Below are 17623 nucleotides of genomic sequence, written 5' to 3'. Positions count from 1 at the left end.
CGCGCCGCCGGGCGGGCGCGGGCGGTCAGGGAGTGCGCAGCGGGGCGCGCAGTTCGGCCAGGGCGGAGGCGACGCCGTGCAACAGGTCGGTGGCCTCGGCGAGGCGGGAGGCGGCCGGGTGCGGGGTGTCCGGCCGGGCGTCCTCGGCCACGTAGCCGGCCGCGGCGACCACCAGCCGCTCGTAGGCGGCCACCCCGTCCTCCAACTGGGTGACGAGCTTGGCGTGCACCTCGGCGAGCGGCCCCCGCGGGGCCAGCTTGAGCGCGCCCTCCACGCTCGCCACCCGGGTGGCCAACTCGCGCAGGGAGCGATCCGCCTCGGCCGCCTCCCGGACCGCCGGCTCGGCCAGCCCGGTCAGCCGGCCGGCCAGGCCACCCAGGGTGAGCGCGGCCCGGTCCAGCCTGGCCCACGGCTCGGCCGCGGCGGTGCCCCGCAGCGCGAGGCGGGACCGGACCCGGCGCACCTCGGCGAGGACGCCCGGGCCCACGGGCAGCCGCTCGACGGCGGCGACCAGCCGGGCGCGGGATCGGGCGGCGGCCGCCGCCGGGTCGAGCGCCGGCGGGGCCGGCACGGCGGCGAGCGCCCGGTGGTCGGCCCAACGCCAGAACGCGACAGCGATCGCACTGCCCGCGGCGCCCGCCCAGGCCGCGTCCGGCAGACCCAGCCCGGCGTACGGGGTGAGCACCGCGGCGGCGCCGCCGAGCCCGCCGGCCAGGACGCTCCACCGCCGCGCCGAGCGCCGCAGCCGGCTCAACCGGCGGAAGTGTCGCGCCCGCTCGTCCACCATGGGTCTCCCCCGTCCGTCAGCCGGTGGTGCTCTCCCCGGCGCCGCGATCCCGGCTCATGCTGGCCCGGATCTCGTCCAGCTTGGCCGCGGCCGCCGGGTCGGTCGGCTGCCCCACCGCCGGGCGCTCCTGCCGACCGCCGAGCTGTTCGCCGGCCATGCTCGACCGGATCTGCTCCAGTCTGGCCGAGCCGGCCGAGTCGAGGGACGCCTTCTGGATCTCCAGCATCCGGCCCTCGACCGAGTTGCCGGCCAGCTCGGCCCGGCCCATGGCGGTGGCGTAGCGGCTCTCGATCCGTTCGCGCACCTCGTTCAGCGACGGGGTGCTGGCCGGCGCGGTGAGCGACGACATCGACTCCAGCGAGCGGGCCACGCTCTCCTGCATCTTGGCCTGCTCCAGCTGGCTGAGCAGCTTGGTGCGTTCGGCGAGCTTCTGCTGGAGGATCATCGAGTTGTTCTCGACCGCCTTGCGGGCCTGCCCGGCCGCGTTGAGCGCCTGGTCGTGCAGCGTCTTGAGGTCTTCCAGCGCCTGCTCGCCGGAGATCAGTTGGGTGGCGAGCATCTGGGCGGACTGCTCGAAGCGGCCGGCCTCGGCCTCGTCGCCCCTCGCCCGGGCCTGATCGGCCAGCGCGAGCGCCTGCCGGGCGTTGCCCTGGAGCTGCTCCACCTCGGTGATCTGCCGGGACAGCTTCATCTCCAGCTGACGCTGGTTGCCGATCACCGCCGCCGCCTGCTGGACCAGGGCCTGGTGCTGCCGCTGCGCCTCCTCGACCGCCTGCTGGATCTGCACCTTCGGATCGGCGTGTTCGTCGATCTTCGCGCCAAAGGCCGCCATCAGGTATTTCCAACCCTTGACGAACGGGTTAGCCATCTCCGCCTCGTCCCCTCACAGTAGCGTCGCGCCTACATCGTCCCAGTCGGACGCCACTCCCGGCACCCGTACGACCCTGATCAACATTACGACGTGAGCGCCAGTGGCGGCCATGCGCGACTCGGGCGAGGTCAGGCGGCGCAGACCACGTCCCGCTCGGCGGGGCGCACCCGGGTGCTGCGCAGCGTCGCCTTGAGCGGGGAGTCCTGCCGGACCTGGACGGCCACCGCGCCGTCGGAGGTGACCTGCCGGACCCCGCGGTTGGTCGCCTTGCGCACGGCGGGCGGGGCCACCGGCGTCGACTCGACCGGCTCGTCGACCACCGGCACCAACACCCCCGGCATCTGCTCGGCCAGGGCGACCGTGTCGCTCACCTCACGCAGCAGCTCGGACAGGCGGGCGCCGAGCGCGTCGCAGATCGCGGCCAGCAGCTCGCTGGACGGCTCCTTCTGGCCGCGTTCGATCTCGGAGAGGTAACCGAGGCTGACGTTGGCGGCGGACGAGACCTCGCGGAGGGTGCGGTGCTGCCCCTGCCGGCGCGCCCGCAGTGCGTCACCGATCACCCGGCGTAGCAGGACCATCGCACCTCCCCCTGAAACGGGTCACCATGCCCGACCGGCAGCGCCCGCCGGAGCCTTCCCGCAACCGTACCCGTTGACCGCCACGACGACATCCCACCCCGCCTGTCCAATCCGGCCGAACCGGCCGGCGCCACGCGCCCGCGCCCGGGCGTGTCGGCGCGGACCGGGATCACCGCCGGCCGGCGCCCGCCGGGTCGACGGGCTCGCCGTCGCGGGTCACCTGGACCCGCTCGGCGAGCATGCGCAGCGCCTCGAACACCGCGGCGGTGCGGATGTGGTCGCGACCACCGTCGAGGTCGAGCCGGCGCACCTCGGCGCCGGCCGGGCCGGCGACCGCCACGTAGACCAGGCCCACCGGCTTGCCGTCCTGCGGCTCCGGGCCGGCGACCCCGGTGGTGGCCAGCCCCCAGACCGCGCCGCAGCGCCGCCGTCCGCCCTCGGCGAGCGCGGCGGCCACCTCCGGGTCCACCGGCCCGCGCGCCGCCAGCAGGTCCTCGGGTACGCCGGCCAGCGTCGCCTTGAGTTCGGTGGCGTAGACCACGAGCCCGCCGCGGTAGATCGAGCTGACCCCGGCGATCTCCACGATCGCGGCGGCGAGCAGGCCACCGGTCAGCGACTCGACCGTGGCCAGTGTCTCGCCGCGGTCGTGCAGGCGGTGCACCACGGATGCCGCCGGGCTGCCGGCGGGCCGTTGGTGCCTCGCGTCGGTGTCGTCCATGACCGCCCCTTCTTCCCGCGTCGCGCCGGCTTACTCGTCGGCTGTCCGGATCAACGGGCGGGACGGCGCAGGCGCAGCGCCTGGGCGACGTAGTCGAAGCCGGTGGCCACGGTGACCAGCACGGCCGCGCCCATGATCCACGGGCCGACCGGGGCCAGCGCGGCCGGCATCGGCCAGAGGTACCAGGTGATCGCGAGGATCTGGAGAGCTGTCTTGATCTTGCCGCCCCGGCTGGCCGCGATCACCCCGTGCCGGATCACCCAGAACCGCATCGCGGTGATGCCCAGCTCCCGGACCAGGATCACCACGGTCACCCACCAGGGCAGCCGGTCATACCAGGAGAGCAGCACCAGGGCGGCGCCGGTGAGCGCCTTGTCGGCGATCGGGTCGGCGACCTTGCCCAGCGACGTGACCAGCCCGAACCGGCGGGCGATCCAGCCGTCGACCAGATCCGTCGCGGAGGCCACCACGAAGATCAGGCAGGCCGCCATCCGCCAGCCGGCGTGGCTCATCCCGGACGCGACCACGGTCACCGCGAACACCGGCACCAGCACCAGCCGCGCCGCGGTCAGCAGGTTCGCCGCGTTGAGCAGCGGCACGGGCGCGGACACCGTCGACTCCGCCCCGGTCATGTCCGGCCTCGCCCCACGTGGTTTCCCCGCTCCGTCCGGGCCCGCCGTCACCGTGCCGCGCCGGGCGCCGCCGAGATCATCTCATCCGGCACGGCGACCAGGTCGACGCCCTCGCTCGCCGTCACCCGGGCCCGCACCAGGTCACCCGGGCGCAGCGCGGCCAGGTCGACCCCGCCGCCGTCCGGCGCGACGAGCGTGGTCGAACCGTCGACCTCGGGCGCCTGGTGGGCGGCCCGGCCCTCGACCACCCCGTCGGCGACCGAGTCCACCAGCACCTCCACGGTCGAACCCAGCCGCTCCTCGGCCCGCTGCGAGCAGAGCTCGTCGGCGAGCGCGCTGAGCTTGTCGTAGCGCCGCTTGACCGTGGCGGCGGAGACCTTGCCGGGCAGCCCGGCGGCCTCGGTGCCGTCCTCGTCGCTGTAGTCGAACATGCCGATCGCGTCCAGCCGCGCCTCGGTCAGGAACCGGACCAGCTCGGCCACGTCCTGCTTCGTCTCGCCCGGGAAGCCGACGATGAAGTTGCTGCGCGCGCCCGCCTCCGGCGCCAGCGCCCGGGCGGAGGCCAGCAGCTCCAGGAACCGGTCGGTGGAGCCGAACCGGCGCATCCGGCGCAGCACCGGCTCGCTGGAGTGCTGGAACGACAGGTCGAAGTAGGCGGCCACGCCGGGTGTGGTGGCGATCACCTCGACCAGGCCGGGCCGGGTCTCGGCGGGCTGGAGATAGCTGGCCCGTACCCGCACGATCCCGTCGATCGCGGCGAGTTGCGGCAGCAGCTTCTCCAACGCGCGCGGGTCGCCCAGGTCCTTGCCGTAGGAGGTGGAGTTCTCGCTCACCAGCACCAGCTCACGCACGCCGGTCTTGGCCAGCCACTCGGCCTCGGCGAGCAGCTCGTCCGGGGTACGCGAGACGAACGCCCCGCGGAACGCCGGGATGGCGCAGAACGCGCACCGCCGGTCGCAGCCGCTGGCCAGCTTCAGCGAGGCCACCGGGCCGGTGTCGAGGCGGTGCCGCAGCACCTGCCGCAGGTGCGCCGGGGTGTGCGCGTCGGTCTCCGGCGCGACCCGGGTCGGGGTGCCGTGGCCGGGCAGCGACACCGCCGCCCCACGCCGCTGCACCGGGGTCAGCGGGAGCAGCTCGCGCCGGTCACGGGGGGTGTGCGCGTCGATCGCCTCGCCGGCCACCACCGCGTCGAGCCGGGCCGCGATGTCCGGGTAGTCGTCGAAGCTCAGCACGGCCTGCGCCTCGGGCAGGCTGTCGGCCAGCTCACGCCCGTACCGCTCGGCCATGCAGCCGGCGGCGACCACCTTGGCGCCGGTGTCGGCGGCGGCCAGCAGCGTCTGGATCGAGTCCTGCTTGGCCTTCTCGACGAAACCGCAGGTGTTCACCACCACCACGTCGGCGCCCTCGCCGTCGGTGGTCACCTGCCAGCCGTCGGCGTGCAGCCGGGCGGCCAACTCCTCCGAGTCGACCTCGTTGCGGGCACAGCCCAGGGTCAGCAGCGCAACCCGCCGCCCGTCAAAGGAGGAAGTATCAGACACCATCCGAGGGTACAGGTGTAAGGAAGGGCCCCTTGTTAACGCCTGCGGTAGAGAAGGGTTCCCCTCTCACCGCGCCCAGGTGAGCGCGCGGGCGAGGCGGGCGAGGAGGAAGACCTCGGTGCCGGCCAGGCCGGTCGAGCAGAACACCGAGATCTGGTCCGCGCCGGTCCGGCCGGGGACCGCGCCGGCCAGCACCGCGCCCAGGTCGCGCAGCCGCCCGGCGTACGGCTCGACGGCGGCGAGCATCGGCGGCGCGTACGCGGCAGCCTGCCCCGGCGAGTCGGTGACCAGCAGGTCGGCGGCGTCGAGCAGGTCGACACCGAACTCGTGCCGGTCGACCTGCTTGAAGCCGACGGTGTTGACGTGCGTGCCGGGGGCCAGGTCGGCGGCGGCCAGCACCGGGGTGGTGCTGGTGGTGGCGAGCACCACGAGATCGCGGTCGCGCACCGCCGCGGCGGGCGAGTCGACGGCCCGGGCCGGCACGCCCAGCTCGGCCCGGACCCGGGCGGCGAACGCGTCCCGCCGGGCCGCCGAGCGGCTGTGCACGGTCACCTCGCGCAGCGGCCGGACCGCCGCCGCGGCCCAGACCTGGGTCCACGCCTGGCGCCCGGAGCCCACGACGCCGAGCGTGGCGGCGTCCGGGCGGGCCAGCGCGTCCACGGCCACGCCGCCCAGTCCCCCGGTACGTCGGGAGCCCAGCTCCTCGCCGACGGCGATGGCGCGTACCGCGCCCGTGGTGGCGTCGTGCAGCACGACGAGCTGCCCGCTCTCCGGATGCCCGAAGGTGTCGTAGGAGCGGAAGCCGTACCACTCACCGGTGAGGTGGCCGGCGGTGAGCACCATCCGCCCGCCGCCGAGCGGGGCGGACGCCCGGGGCGGGGCGATCAGCCGACCGGCGTACGCGGCGAGCAGCGCGTCCCGCATCGCGGCGACGGTGAGCGGGGCGTCCAGGGCCGCCGCGACGTCCTCGTCGGAGTAGAGCACGGTCATGTCGCCCATCCTGCAACCTGAAGTTCGCGTGAACTCCAGCGATGGTGGGCCTTCTCACCACGCCTCCGGTTCCGCCCGACCGGTGCTAGCGTCGGCCACGACGGCCCTCGGGCCGTCCCGGACGAGTGGTGGGCGTACCCGGTCAGGCACGACGCCCCGCGGAAACGACCACCGCCCGGTGCGACAGGCCGGGCCCGCCCGTCAGAGGTGACACCATGGCCTGGATCGTGCTGGTGCTCTCCGGACTGCTGGAGACCGCGTGGGCGATCGCCCTGGACCGCAGCGCCGCCCTCACCCGCCCCCTCCCCACCGCCGTCTTCGCCGTCACCCTGGTCGGCAGCATGGCCGGCCTGGCGTACGCGCTGCGCGACATCCCGGTCGGCACCGGCTACGCGGTGTGGGTCGGGATCGGCGCGGTGGGCACCGCGCTGGTCGGCATGCTCGCGCTCGGCGAGCCGGTGAACCTGCCCCGGATCGCCTGCCTGCTGCTGGTGGTGGCCGGCGTGGTCGGCCTGAAACTGTTCCACTGATCGATACGTGATCCGGTTTGGACGGCCGGGCGGTCGGGGTAGGTGATCCGCAGCTCACCGAGAAGATCACCCCACGGAGGAACCCATGGCCGACGTCCACGCCACCGCCCGTCCGCGCAGCGGCGCCGCCCGCATCTGCACCATCATCGCGTTCGTCTTCGCGGCCATCGCGATCTTCATCCTGCCGCCGCTGTTCGGCCTGGTCGGCCTCGTGCTGGGCATCGTCGGCGCGGTGCTGGGCGACAAGCCGCTCGGCTGGTACGCCGCCGCCGCCAGTGTGGCCGGCGCGGTGCTCGGCATGATCATCAGCTACGCCGTCCTCAACGGCTGAGGACACCACGTCGCACGGGCCCGCCGGTCGTCCGGCGGGCCCGTGGCGTGTCCGCCGTCAGTCGCCGCCGCGCAGGCCGGCCAGGACCTCTTCCAACTCGTCCGGCTTGACCAGCACGTCGCGGGCCTTGGAGCCCTCGGACGGGCCGACCACGCCCCGGGTCTCCATCAGGTCCATCAGCCGGCCCGCCTTGGCGAAGCCCACCCGCAGCTTGCGCTGCAACATCGAGGTCGAGCCGAACTGCGAGGTGACCACCAGCTCCACCGCCTGCACCAGCAGGTCGAGGTCGTCGCCGATGTCTTCGTCGATCTTCTTCTTGCTGTCCTGCGCCGGGGCGAGCACGTCCGGGCGGAACTCCGGCTCGCGCTGGTCCTTGCAGAACTTGACCACGTCGGCTATCTCACGCTCGGTCACCCAGGCGCCCTGGATCCGCACCGGCTTCGACGCGCCCATCGGCAGGAACAGCCCGTCACCCCGGCCGAGCAACTTCTCCGCGCCCGGCTGGTCGAGGATGACCCGGGAGTCGGCCAGCGACGAGGTGGCGAACGCCAACCGGGACGGCACGTTCGCCTTGATCAGGCCGGTGACCACGTCGACCGACGGGCGTTGGGTGGCCAGCACCAGGTGGATGCCGGCGGCGCGGGCGAGCTGGGTGATCCGGACGACCGAGTCTTCCACGTCGCGCGGCGCGACCATCATCAGGTCGGCCAGCTCGTCCACGATCACCAGCAGGTAGGGGTAGGGGCGCATCTCCCGTTCGCTGCCGGGCGGGGCCTTGATCTCGCCGTTGCGCACCTTACGGTTGAAGTCGTCGATGTGCCGGACCCCGTTGGCGGCGAGGTCGTCGTAGCGCATGTCCATCTCGCGCACGACCCACTCCAGCGAGTCGGCCGCCTTCTTCGGGTTGGTGACGATCGGCGTGACCAGGTGCGGGATGCCCTCGTAGCCGGTCATCTCGACCCGCTTCGGGTCGATCAGCAGCAGCCGCACCTCGTCCGGCGTGGCTCTGGTCAAAATAGACACGAGCAGACTATTTAGACAACTCGACTTGCCGGCGCCGGTGGCGCCCGCGATCAGGATGTGCGGCATCTTCGCGAGGTTGGCCACCACGTAGCCGCCCTCGATGTCCTTGCCGAGCGCCACCACCATCGGGTGGTGGTCGCTGGTCGCCGGCCGCGAACGCAGCACGTCGCCGAGCGAGACGTTCTCCGGGTCGGTGTTCGGGATCTCCACGCCGACCGCGCTCTTGCCCGGGATCGGGCTGAGGATCCGCACGTCCGGCGACTTCACCGCGTACGCGATGTTGCGGGAGAGCTGGGTGATCCGCTCCACCTTGACGCCCGGTCCCAACTCGACCTCGTAGCGGGTGACGGTCGGGCCGCGGGTGAAGCCGGTGACCTCGGCGTCCACGCCGAACTGGTCGAAGACGCCGGTCAACGCCGCGATCACCTCGTCGTTGGCCTTGCTCCGGGTCTTCGGCGCGGCTCCGGCGCCGAGCATGTTGGCCGGCGGCAGCGTGTAGTCGCCGGCCAACCCGGTGAGCGCGAGCTGCTCGGCACGGGTGGGCAGCGGCGAGTGCTCGGGCGGCTCCGCCGGCTTCCGGTTCGCCGGCACCTTCGGCGACTTGCGCGGCAGCACGATGGTGTCCTGGAGATCGACGCCGGCCAACTCGTCGTCCGGGTCGAGCGGGTCCAGCGGGCCGGCCGGCGGCGGAAGCCGCTTCGCCGGCCGCTTGCGCGCCGGCTTCGGCGGCGCCTCGACGTCGTCGACCTCCGCCTCGGCGGCGTCGGCCGCGGCCGGGCCGGCGCGCAGACCGAGCCGCTCCGGGATCCGGTTGATCGGGGTCGCGGTGACCACCAGCAGGCCGAACACCAGCAGCAGGAGCAGCAGCGGCATGGCCACCCAGGCGGTCACCGCCGACTCGAGCAGGTCGCCCACACCGGCGCCGACGAGGCCGCCGGCGTAGTCGCGCTGAACCTCGTCGACCGGGTTCTGCCCGATGTGCAGCATCGCGGCCGTGGCCAGCAGCATCGAACCCCAGCCGACCAGGCCGCGTCCGCGGTGTTCCGGGTCCACGGGCGTGCGCATCAGCCGCCACGCGCCGACCATCAGCAGCACCGGCAGCACGATCGAGATCGCCCCGACGAACAGGCGCACGGTGTCGGCCAGGTGCCGGCCCACCGGCCCGGCGCCGCCGCCCCAGATGCCCACCGCGGCGAGGATGGCCAACCCGAACAGCAGCAGGCCGGCGCCGTCGCGGCGGTGCTCCGGGTCGAGGTCCCGGGTGGACGCGGCCTGCCGGCCGGCGGCCCGGAACGCCCACCCGACCGAGTGCGCCAGCCCCATCCACAGGGCGTTGACGGCGCGGCCGACGAACGCCGCCGGGCTCGGCCCCGGCGCCGGCCGCCGCCGCGCGGGCTTGCGCGCCGCCTTCTTCGCCGGTTGACGGGCACGGTTGTTCGTGGAGCCACGTGGCGACGCGCCGCGTCGCCGGCTCGCCTGAGAGGTACGGCCCGCCATAGAGTCACGGTAACGGCGGTGCCCGGTGGAACGCCGCTTTTCCGGGTCGCGTCCGCGTGTCACAGCACGGATCGGACCGTCGTTTGTGTTATTCGCCTCAGAAGGGATGCCCGATGGCGTCGCCGGAGATCGAGGACGGTCCGGACGGTCCGCTGGCCGGGCACCCCCAGGCGCTGCGACCGTTGACCGGCGAGCTGATCGCCGCCGTGCTGACCCATCAGGGGTACGCGGTGGTCAAGGAAGCCGGTGACGAAACCGGCGATGCCCTCGTCGGCCGTTGGGAACGAAGCCTGATCTGGTTCCACCGGCGGGGCGCAGCCGGCGAGCTGCTCCAGGTACGCACCGTCGCCACGCCCCGGTTCGGCATCGAGCGGGTGCCCGAGCTGCACGCGTTCTGCAACACCTGGAACCACGACCGGCTCTGGCCCAAGGCGTACGTGCACGTCGCCGACGACGGGACGGCCCAGGTCTGCGGCGAGGTCACCACCGACCTGGAGCGCGGGGTGACCCCGCACCAGCTCGACCGGCTGGTCGACTGTGGCGTCACCACCGGCTGCCAGCTCGCCGACGCCGTCGCCGAGCTGCCCGGCGGGTCGGTCCGGTGACCACGGCCCGCGACAAGGGGCTGGCCGTCGCGCTCGCCGACGCCCGGGACCGGCCCGACGGTGAGCAGCGGTGCGCCGAGCTGGCGCGGATCGCCGCCCGGGCCGACGCCACCGGCGACCCGCGTACCGCCCTGTCCGCGCGGTTCGCGCTGGTCGAGGCGTACCTGCACCTGGGTGAGCGGTGGCGGATCGTGGAGCCGGTGGGCCACCTGCGGGCCACGCTGGCCCGGCACCCCGGGCTGCTCGACGCCCACCCCGACGAGTTGATCCGCCTGCGCCGGCACCAGCGGCAGGCGGTCGAGGCGCTCTTCGGCACCCCCCGGGTGGGGCTGGAGCAGGCCCGGTCGGAGCTGGACACGCTCGCCGAGGAGTTGGGCCCGCGGGCCGCCCCGGTCGCCGAGCTGCGGTGCCGACTCGCCGACCACCTCGGCGACGAGCCGGCCGCCCGGCAGGCGTACGCGCGCTGGACGGCCGGCGCCGCCTCGGATCCGGTGGGCGGCTGCCCGGGCTGCGCCCCGGCGCGGCGGGCCGAGCTGCTCAGCGGCTGGGGTGAGCCGGCGTCGGCGCTGGCGGCCCTGGCGGCGACCGACCCGGCGGGCTGCACCGACCAGCCCGAACGGTCCCTCGCGGCGGGGCTCCTCCCGTGGCTGCGCACCGGCGCGGTGGTGGAGGCGGCCCGCGCCCACGTGCGCGCGTACCGCCGGCACCGCCGGGAACGTGCCGCGTTTCCGCTGCTCGCCGCGCACCTGCGGTTCTGTGCGCTGGGCGGCTACCCGCACCGCGGCCTGGAGTTGCTGACCGAGCAACTGCCCCGGCTGGACCACCCGGCCGACGACCTGTCCGCGATGGAGTTCGCCGCGGCGGGCGCGCTGCTCTGCGGGCTGGCCACCGAGGCCGGTCTCGGCGGTCGGCGGATCCACCGCCCCGGACAGGGCTCGCGGCCGGCGGCCGAGGTGGACGTGGCCACGCTGGGCACGCAGCTCCAGGCGCTGGCCACCGCGCTGGCCGGCAGCTTCGACGCCCGCAACGGCACCGGTCACCAGTCCGGGCGGATCGCCTCCTGGCTGGCCGAGCGGCCGGTCGCCGGGCCGGTGTCGCTGGCCGCCGAAAGCGAGTTCGACGACGAGCCGGACGTCGAGGAGGCCGAACCCGGACCGCCCGGCCCGGACGAGCCGGCCCCGCTCGACGTGGCAGCGCTCACCGCCGCGCTGGACGGCCGCGGCGAGGCGTACACGGTGGAGCCGGACGGCACGCTGGTCGGGCGGTGGGGTGAGGCGACGATCCAGTTCCGCCGGCTCGGCCGGCAGGGCGACGTGCTGCACGCCCGGGTGGTGGCGGCGTGCCGGCTGCCGGCCGCCCGCCGCGCCGAGGCGTACGCGTTCTGCAACGTCTGGAACCACGACCGGCTGCTGCCCGCGGCCTACGTGCACGAGCCCGGCGACGGGACGCTGGTGCTGGCCGCCGGCATCACCACCGACCTGTCCTGCGGTGTCGCCCCGACCCAGCTCGCCGTGCTGGTCGCCGCCGCGATCCGCACCGGCACGGCCTACGCCGACGCGGTCGCCGCGCTGCGCTGAACCGCGACTGCCGCTCGATGGCTGTCATCCGTCTGCGGTCCATCCGCCACGCTCCTCCGACCGGCGCGGGGGCACGCCGGTCGGGAAGATGTACGCAGACGCGCGCCGATCGGTTGAACGGCGACATCCGGTTTCGACGCGGTGTGTCGAGGCGTACCCGGAACGCGACGGCGCCGGCCCACCGCGGACGGTGGGCCGGCGCGCGAAACTGTCGGGTCAGACCTCGACGACGGTCGGCACGATCATCGGGCGACGGCGGTACGCGTCGTTGACCCAGCGGCCCACCGTCCGGCGGACGATCTGCTGGAGCTGGTGCGGGTCGGTGACGCCGTCCGCGGCGGCCCGGTTCAGGGCCTCGGTGACCAGTGGCACCACCGGGTTGAACGCGTCCGGGTCCTCGGAGAAGCCCTTCGCCGACACGGTCGGGCCGGCGACCACCTTGCCGGTGACCGAGTCGACCACCACAGTGGTGGCGATGAAACCGCCGTCGCCGAGGATGCGACGCTCGGTGAGCAGCGACTCGCTGACGTCACCGACGGCGAGGCCGTCGACGTAGACGTAGCGGCTGCGCACGTGCCCGACCAGGCTGGCCCGGCCCTCGACCAGGTCGACGACGTCGCCGTCCTCGCAGAGCACCACCCGGTCCGGCGCAACGCCGGACTCGATGCCGAGCCGGGCGTGCGCGCGCAGATGCCGCCACTCGCCGTGCACCGGCATCAGGTTGCTCGGGCGGACCACGTTGAGCAGGTAGAGCAGCTCGCCGGCCGGGGCGTGCCCGGAGACGTGCACCTTGGCGACGTCCTTGTGCACCACCACCGCGCCGGCCCGCGCCAGCCGGTTGATCACCCGGTAGACGGAGGTTTCGTTGCCGGGCACCAGCGACGAGGCCAGCACCACGGTGTCGCCCGGCGCGATGGTGATGTGCCGGTGGTCGCCGCTGGCCATCCGGCCGAGCGCGCTCATCGGCTCGCCCTGCGAGCCGGTGGACATCAGCACGATCTGCTCGGGGGGCAGGTTGGTGGCCTCCTCGATCCCGACCACCAGGCCGGCCGGGATGTTGAGCAGACCCAGGTCGCGGGCGATGCCCATGTTGCGGACCATGGACCGGCCGATCAACGCCACCTTGCGGCCGTGCTCGGCCGCCGAGTCGAAGACCTGCTGCACCCGGTGCACGTGCGAGGCGAACGAGGCGACGATGATCCGCCCCTTGGCCTTCGCGAAGATCGAGTCGAGCACCGGCCCGATCTCCCGCTCCGGCGTGACGAAGCCGGGGATCTCCGCGTTCGTGGAGTCGGACAGCAGCAGGTCGACGCCCTCGGCGCCGAGCCGGGCGAAGCCGGCCAGGTCGGTGATCCGGCCGTCCAGCGGAAGCTGGTCCATCTTGAAGTCGCCGGTGTGCAGCACGAGGCCGGCCGGGGTGCGGATGGCCACCGCGAGCGCGTCCGGGATCGAGTGGTTCACCGCGAAGAACTCGCACTCGAACGGGCCGAGCCGTTCCCGGCCGCCCTCACGCACGGTGAGCGTGTAGGGCTGGATCCGCCGCTCGGCCAGCTTCGCCTCGACCAGCGCCAGGGTGAACTGGGACCCGACCAGCGGGATGTCCGGCTTGTGGGCGAGCAGGTACGGCACCGCGCCGATGTGGTCCTCGTGGCCGTGGGTGAGCACGATCGCCTGCACGTCGGCCAGCCGGTCCAGGATCGGGCCGAAGTCGGGCAGGATCAGGTCCACGCCCGGCTGCTCGACGTCGGGGAAGAGCACCCCGCAGTCGACGACGAGCAGCTTGCCGTCGTATTCGAAGACGGTCATGTTCCGGCCGATCGCGCCGAGTCCGCCGAGCGGCATGATCCGCAGGCCGCCCTCCGGCAGCGGCGGGGGCAGCTCACCCTCGATGTGCGCCTCGGTCACGCGTCACCTCATTCTGCGACGCCGCCGCGCGGCGTCCGTCGTGTCGTTGGGTCATTCGGGCAGGGGCAGGCCCGCCGCGGCGCAGTCCGCGCGCAGCGTGGCCAGTTCGTCGCCGGTGGCGTCCACCAGCGGCTGTCGCACCGGGCCGGCCGGCAGGCCCTGGGCGGCGAGCCCGGCCTTGACCAGGATCGTGCCCTGGGTGCGGAAGATCCCGGTGTAGAGCGGCATCAGCCGACGGTGCAGGGCGAGCGCGCGGGCCGCGTCGCCCGCCTCGAACGCCTCGATCATCTGCTTCGTCGGCACGCCGGTGAAGTGCGTGGACGTGCCGACCACGCCGACCGCGCCGATCGACAACAACGGCAGGGTCAGCGCGTCCTCGCCGCTGTAGAACGCGAGGTCGCTGCGGGCCAGCACCTCCGCGGTGGCGATCAGGTCGCCCTTGGCGTCCTTCACCGCGACGATCCGCCCGTGCTCGGCGAGCTTCACCAGCGTCTCGGTGGCGATCGCCACGCCGGATCGGTGCGGGATGTCGTAGAGCATCACCGGCAGCCCGGTGGCGTCCGCGACGGTGGTGAAGTGACGTAGCAGCCCGGCCTGCGGCGGCTTGTTGTAGTAGGGCGTGACCACCAGCAGGCCGTGCGCGCCGGCCTTCTCGGCCTGCGCGGCCAGCTCGACGGTGTGCCGGGTGTCGTTGGTGCCCACCCCGGCGACGATCCGGGCCCGGTCGCCGACCGCCTCCACCACGGCGCGGATCAGCGTCTCCTTCTCCGCGTCGGTGGTGGTCGGCGACTCGCCGGTGGTGCCGTTGAGCACCAGTGCGTCGTTGCCCTGCTCGTCGACGAGGTGGCGGGCCAGCCGGGCCGCGCCGTCGAGGTCGAGCGCGCCGTCGGGGGTGAACGGCGTCACCATGGCCGTGATCACCCGCCCGAACGGGCGCGAGGGGCCCCGGTCCGAGGCGGCGGAGTGGTCGTGCGTCATGTTCACAACCTAGCGGACGACCACAGGCACCCCGGCGGCGAAGGGCGACGAGTCACTCGGCGTGCGGCGATGCCGCCACCTCGGTGCCGTCCGGAAGCGTGGAGATCACGAAGTCGGCGAACACGTTCGGCGCCACGCGTGAGAGCTGCCGCAGGCACTCCACGGCCAGCTCGCGGATCTCCACGTCGGCGTGCTCGGTGGCCCGCATCTTCACGAAGTGCCGCCAGGCCCGGTAGTTGCCGGTCACCACGATCCGGGTCTCGGTCGCGTTCGGCAGCACGGCCCGGGCCGCCTGGCGGGCCTGCTTGCGGCGCAGCGTCGGGTTCGGCTCGTCGGTGAAGCGGGCCTCCAGCCCCTCCAGCAGATCGGTGTACGCGCGCACCGCCGCCTCGGACGCCTCGACGAACCGCTTGTGCAGCTCCGGATCCTCGGCGATCACCGCCGGCTCCACCATTGCCGCGTCCCGTTCCGGCACGTAGCGCTGGGAGAGCTGCGAGTAGGAGAAGTGCCGGTGCCGGATCAGCTCGTGGGTGAACGATCGGGAGACGCCGCTGAAGTAGAAGCTCACCGAGCCGTGCTCCAGCACGGAGAGGTGGCCGACGTCGAGGATGTGCGCCAGGTAGCCGGCGTTGGTCGCGGTGGCCGGGTTCGGCTTCTTCCAGCTCTGGTAGCAGGCTCGGCCGGCGAACTCGGCGAGCGCCTGCCCGCCGTCGGCGTCGGTCGACCACGGCACCTCGTCCGGCGCCTGGAACTGCGTCCACGCGATCAGCTTGACCTGGGGCTGCACCATCTCCGGCATGCCGAGGACTGTAGTTGGCGCCCGCCCGCCGGGGAAATCGGGCACGCGACCGGGTCGACGCCGTCGCAGCCGCGCCGTCACCGCGTTCTCGCGGGACCGGGCACTACCCGCCGGCGCGCCTTTGGAGCTGAGTCGTTCGTGACATCACCGGCTCCGGCTCCGGGATCTTGGTGTGGAACGACCCGGGGCCGCCACGCACCAAGACCTTTCGTGGCGGTCGGATCGTGGCAGCAGGTCCCGGGACGCCAGTGGCGCGCGGTGTAGCCGATATCAGGAACGACTCAGCCCGAAAGGCGTCGCGAAGCAATGGTCCGCCGACCGGACGCCTCCGCCCCGCCACCACGGCAGGCGGGATGGGCGGAGCCGTCAGACGTAGAGCGAGGGGAACGGCGCCCAGGGCAGGTTGCGGACCACGGAGAAGGCCACCCAGGCGGCCAGGAAGCCGCCGATCACCTTCGGGCTGAACTGCAACTCGGGCAGCCGCCAGCCGAACGCCCGGTTGCCGGCCCAGGCGACGAAGAGCCAGGCCAGGAACGGCAGCGCGAAAACGAACAGGAAGTGGTGCCGGGCGGCGGCCGGCAGGTCCCCGTGCAGGACGTACCAGAGGGCGCGGGTGCCGCCGCAGCCCGGGCAGTCAAGCCCGGTGGTGAGCTTGAGCAGGCAGGTCGGCCGGGCGTCCGGGTCGCTCCGGGTGGGATCGCTGATCAACGCGTATGTCAAGCCGAGACCGACACAGCCCAGCGCGGCCAACGGCACCGCCCAACGCGGGGCGCGGGCGTGCAGGCGCAGCACCATCGCGGTGAACCGGTCCGGCTCGACCGGCTGGTAGGCCACCCCGGCCGGCCACGGGCCCCCGTCGGGCCCGGCCGCCGCGGCGGGCGGGTGCGGCTCACCGCGCCGAACCGGGTCGGCGTGCGCGTGCGGGTCGGCGTGCGCGTGCGGGTCGGCGTGCGCGTGCGGGTCGGCGTGCGGTTCGGACGCGGTGGGGGCAGGCCGGTCAACGCTCGTCACGCGCTCACCGTACACCCGCCACGCCCACCAGCGCGGCGGCCAGCGGGGCCGCGAGGTCGCCGGCGGCGGGCGGGGCGACCGCGTCCAGGCCGAGCCAGCCGGCGAGCCGGTAGAGCTCGGCGGCGAGCGCCATCGCGGTCTCCCCCGGGTCGACGCCCGGCTCGGCCCAGACGGCCGGCACCAGCAGCAGGCCGGCCTTCCGGTCGGCCTTGAGATCGACCCGTGCGGTGAAACGCTCGCCCTGGCGGAACGGCAGCACGTAGTAGCCGTGGACCCGTTGCGGCGCCGGCACGTAGATCTCGATCCGGTAGCTGAAGCCGAAGAGCCGCTCGGCGCGGGCCCGCTCCCAGACCAACGGGTCGAACGGGCTGACCAGGGTGTTGCCCCGCACCCAGCGAGGCAACCGGGCCTCGGCGTGCAGGTAGGCCGGCTGCCGCCAGCCCTGGACCGTGACCGCTGTCAGCTCGCCGGCCTCGACCAGCTCGGCGACCGCCTGCCGGGCGCCGGCCACCGGCAGCCGGAAGTAATCGCGCAGCTCCGGCTCGGCGGCCACGCCGAGCGACCGGGCCGCGATCGCGACAAGCGTGCGGTGCGCCTGCGCGTCGGTCGGGGTGGGCGCGTCCAGCACGGCGGCCGGCAGGACCCGCTCGGGCAGGTCGTAGCGGCGGGCGAAGGAGTTGGTGCGGTCCGCCGCGGTGACCTCGCCGGCCCAGAACAGGAACTCCAACGCCCGTTTCACGGCCGACCAGTTCCAGCCCCAGTTGCCGGTCTCCCGGGGCGCGTCGTGCTCGATCTCGGCCGCGGTGAGCGGGCCCCGGGCGGCCACCTCGTCGCGCACCCACGCCACCAGCTCGGGCTGCTCCCGGGCGATCCGGCGCATCCCGCCCCATGCCTCGTCGCGCGCCTTGGCCATCCGCCAGCGCAGCGCCGGGTGCAGCTTGACCGGGACCAGCGACGCCTCGTGCGCCCAGTATTCGAACAGCTCGCGGGGGCGACGGTAGGCGGCGGTGTCGAGCAGGGCGGTCGGGTAGGGCCCGAGCCGACTGTAGAGCGGCAGGTAGTGCGCGCGTTGGAGCACGTTCACCGAGTCCATCTGGATCAGCCCGACCCGGTCCAGCACCCGGCGCAGGTGCCGGCGGGTGGGCACGCCGGCAGGCGCCGGGTCGGCGAAGCCCTGGGCGGCCAGGGCGATCCGGCGGGCCTGGGCGAGCGAGAGCGATTCCGGTGCGGCCATCGTCGGCGACCCTAATCCA

At 74.0% G+C, this 17623-nt stretch carries 17 protein-coding genes and 1 riboswitch; of the genes, 4 read left to right on the top strand and 13 right to left on the bottom strand.

Annotation, left to right across the window (positions count from 1 at the left end):
• Positions 1-25: 25 nt before the first annotated feature.
• The 7 genes from AB0H28_RS20010 to AB0H28_RS19980 all read right to left on the bottom strand — a co-directional run bounded on the left by AB0H28_RS20010 (position 26) and on the right by AB0H28_RS19980 (position 6114).
• Positions 26-787: a hypothetical protein gene (locus AB0H28_RS20010; RefSeq protein ID WP_358042008.1), complete on the bottom strand. Its 762-nt coding sequence runs from the start codon at positions 785-787 to the stop codon at positions 26-28.
• A gap of 16 nt (positions 788-803) precedes the next feature.
• Positions 804-1655 (bottom strand): PspA/IM30 family protein, encoded by an 852-nt coding sequence (locus AB0H28_RS20005; protein WP_358042006.1) that lies wholly within the window; start codon positions 1653-1655, stop codon positions 804-806.
• A 131-nt stretch (positions 1656-1786) separates the two neighbouring features.
• Positions 1787-2236, bottom strand: a complete 450-nt coding sequence (locus AB0H28_RS20000; protein ID WP_181572274.1) for a helix-turn-helix transcriptional regulator — start codon at positions 2234-2236, stop codon at positions 1787-1789.
• Positions 2237-2405: 169 nt separating this feature from the next.
• Entirely contained in the window at positions 2406-2954 is a 549-nt protein-coding gene (locus tag AB0H28_RS19995) for a CinA family protein (protein ID WP_358042002.1), read from the bottom strand.
• A gap of 50 nt (positions 2955-3004) precedes the next feature.
• Complete coding sequence (pgsA, locus tag AB0H28_RS19990) at positions 3005-3586, bottom strand: CDP-diacylglycerol--glycerol-3-phosphate 3-phosphatidyltransferase (protein WP_358041999.1); 582 nt, start codon at positions 3584-3586, stop codon at positions 3005-3007.
• A 47-nt stretch (positions 3587-3633) separates the two neighbouring features.
• Positions 3634-5127, bottom strand: a complete 1494-nt coding sequence (rimO, locus tag AB0H28_RS19985) for a 30S ribosomal protein S12 methylthiotransferase RimO (RefSeq protein WP_358041996.1) — start codon at positions 5125-5127, stop codon at positions 3634-3636.
• Between the two features lie 63 nt (positions 5128-5190).
• A complete protein-coding gene (locus AB0H28_RS19980; RefSeq protein WP_358042287.1) occupies positions 5191-6114 on the bottom strand; it encodes an ornithine cyclodeaminase family protein in 924 nt (307 codons plus the stop codon).
• 96 nt (positions 6115-6210) lie between these two features.
• A riboswitch (guanidine-III (ykkC-III) riboswitch) is annotated at positions 6211-6275 on the top strand.
• Between the two features lie 54 nt (positions 6276-6329).
• On the opposite strand from AB0H28_RS19980, the gene AB0H28_RS19975 reads away from it, so the two are divergent.
• The gene (locus AB0H28_RS19975) at positions 6330-6644 is read left to right on the top strand and encodes a multidrug efflux SMR transporter (RefSeq protein ID WP_358041993.1); all 315 of its coding nucleotides are present in this window, start codon (positions 6330-6332) and stop codon (positions 6642-6644) included.
• 85 nt (positions 6645-6729) lie between these two features.
• Positions 6730-6975 (top strand): hypothetical protein, encoded by a 246-nt coding sequence (locus AB0H28_RS19970; protein ID WP_358041990.1) that lies wholly within the window; start codon positions 6730-6732, stop codon positions 6973-6975.
• A gap of 57 nt (positions 6976-7032) precedes the next feature.
• Here AB0H28_RS19970 and AB0H28_RS19965 read toward each other — a convergent pair whose 3' ends face one another.
• Positions 7033-9495 carry a DNA translocase FtsK gene (locus AB0H28_RS19965; RefSeq protein WP_358041987.1) on the bottom strand — a complete coding sequence of 821 codons (2463 nt, stop codon included), beginning with the start codon at positions 9493-9495 and terminating at the stop codon, positions 7033-7035.
• A 113-nt stretch (positions 9496-9608) separates the two neighbouring features.
• On the opposite strand from AB0H28_RS19965, the gene AB0H28_RS19960 reads away from it, so the two are divergent.
• Positions 9609-10100 carry a YbjN domain-containing protein gene (locus AB0H28_RS19960; RefSeq protein ID WP_358041984.1) on the top strand — a complete coding sequence of 164 codons (492 nt, stop codon included), beginning with the start codon at positions 9609-9611 and terminating at the stop codon, positions 10098-10100.
• Complete coding sequence (locus tag AB0H28_RS19955) at positions 10097-11677, top strand: YbjN domain-containing protein (protein WP_358041981.1); 1581 nt, start codon at positions 10097-10099, stop codon at positions 11675-11677. Before AB0H28_RS19960 ends, AB0H28_RS19955 begins: the two co-directional genes overlap by 4 nt.
• Positions 11678-11893: 216 nt before the next feature.
• Here the strand turns inward: AB0H28_RS19955 and AB0H28_RS19950 are convergent, their stop codons facing one another.
• The 5 genes from AB0H28_RS19950 to AB0H28_RS19930 all read right to left on the bottom strand — a co-directional run bounded on the left by AB0H28_RS19950 (position 11894) and on the right by AB0H28_RS19930 (position 17604).
• Positions 11894-13582, bottom strand: a complete 1689-nt coding sequence (locus tag AB0H28_RS19950) for a ribonuclease J (protein ID WP_358041978.1) — start codon at positions 13580-13582, stop codon at positions 11894-11896.
• Between the two features lie 51 nt (positions 13583-13633).
• Entirely contained in the window at positions 13634-14560 is a 927-nt protein-coding gene (dapA, locus tag AB0H28_RS19945) for a 4-hydroxy-tetrahydrodipicolinate synthase (protein ID WP_358041975.1), read from the bottom strand.
• A gap of 52 nt (positions 14561-14612) precedes the next feature.
• Positions 14613-15350 carry an FAD-dependent thymidylate synthase gene (gene thyX / locus AB0H28_RS19940; RefSeq protein ID WP_358042285.1) on the bottom strand — a complete coding sequence of 246 codons (738 nt, stop codon included), beginning with the start codon at positions 15348-15350 and terminating at the stop codon, positions 14613-14615.
• A 375-nt stretch (positions 15351-15725) separates the two neighbouring features.
• On the bottom strand, positions 15726-16385 hold the full coding sequence (locus tag AB0H28_RS19935) for a DUF2752 domain-containing protein (RefSeq protein ID WP_358041972.1): 660 nt from the start codon (positions 16383-16385) through the stop codon (positions 15726-15728).
• The gene (locus tag AB0H28_RS19930; protein ID WP_358041970.1) at positions 16375-17604 is read right to left on the bottom strand and encodes a crosslink repair DNA glycosylase YcaQ family protein; all 1230 of its coding nucleotides are present in this window, start codon (positions 17602-17604) and stop codon (positions 16375-16377) included. The genes AB0H28_RS19935 and AB0H28_RS19930 overlap by 11 nt, the downstream gene beginning before the upstream one ends.
• Between the last annotated feature and the right edge of the window lie 19 nt (positions 17605-17623).

It is taken from the genome of Micromonospora sp. NPDC050980, assembly GCF_040653835.1.
Taxonomy (GTDB): Bacteria; Actinomycetota; Actinomycetes; order Mycobacteriales; family Micromonosporaceae; genus Micromonospora.
This window is presented reverse-complemented; position numbering and strand designations above follow the sequence as displayed.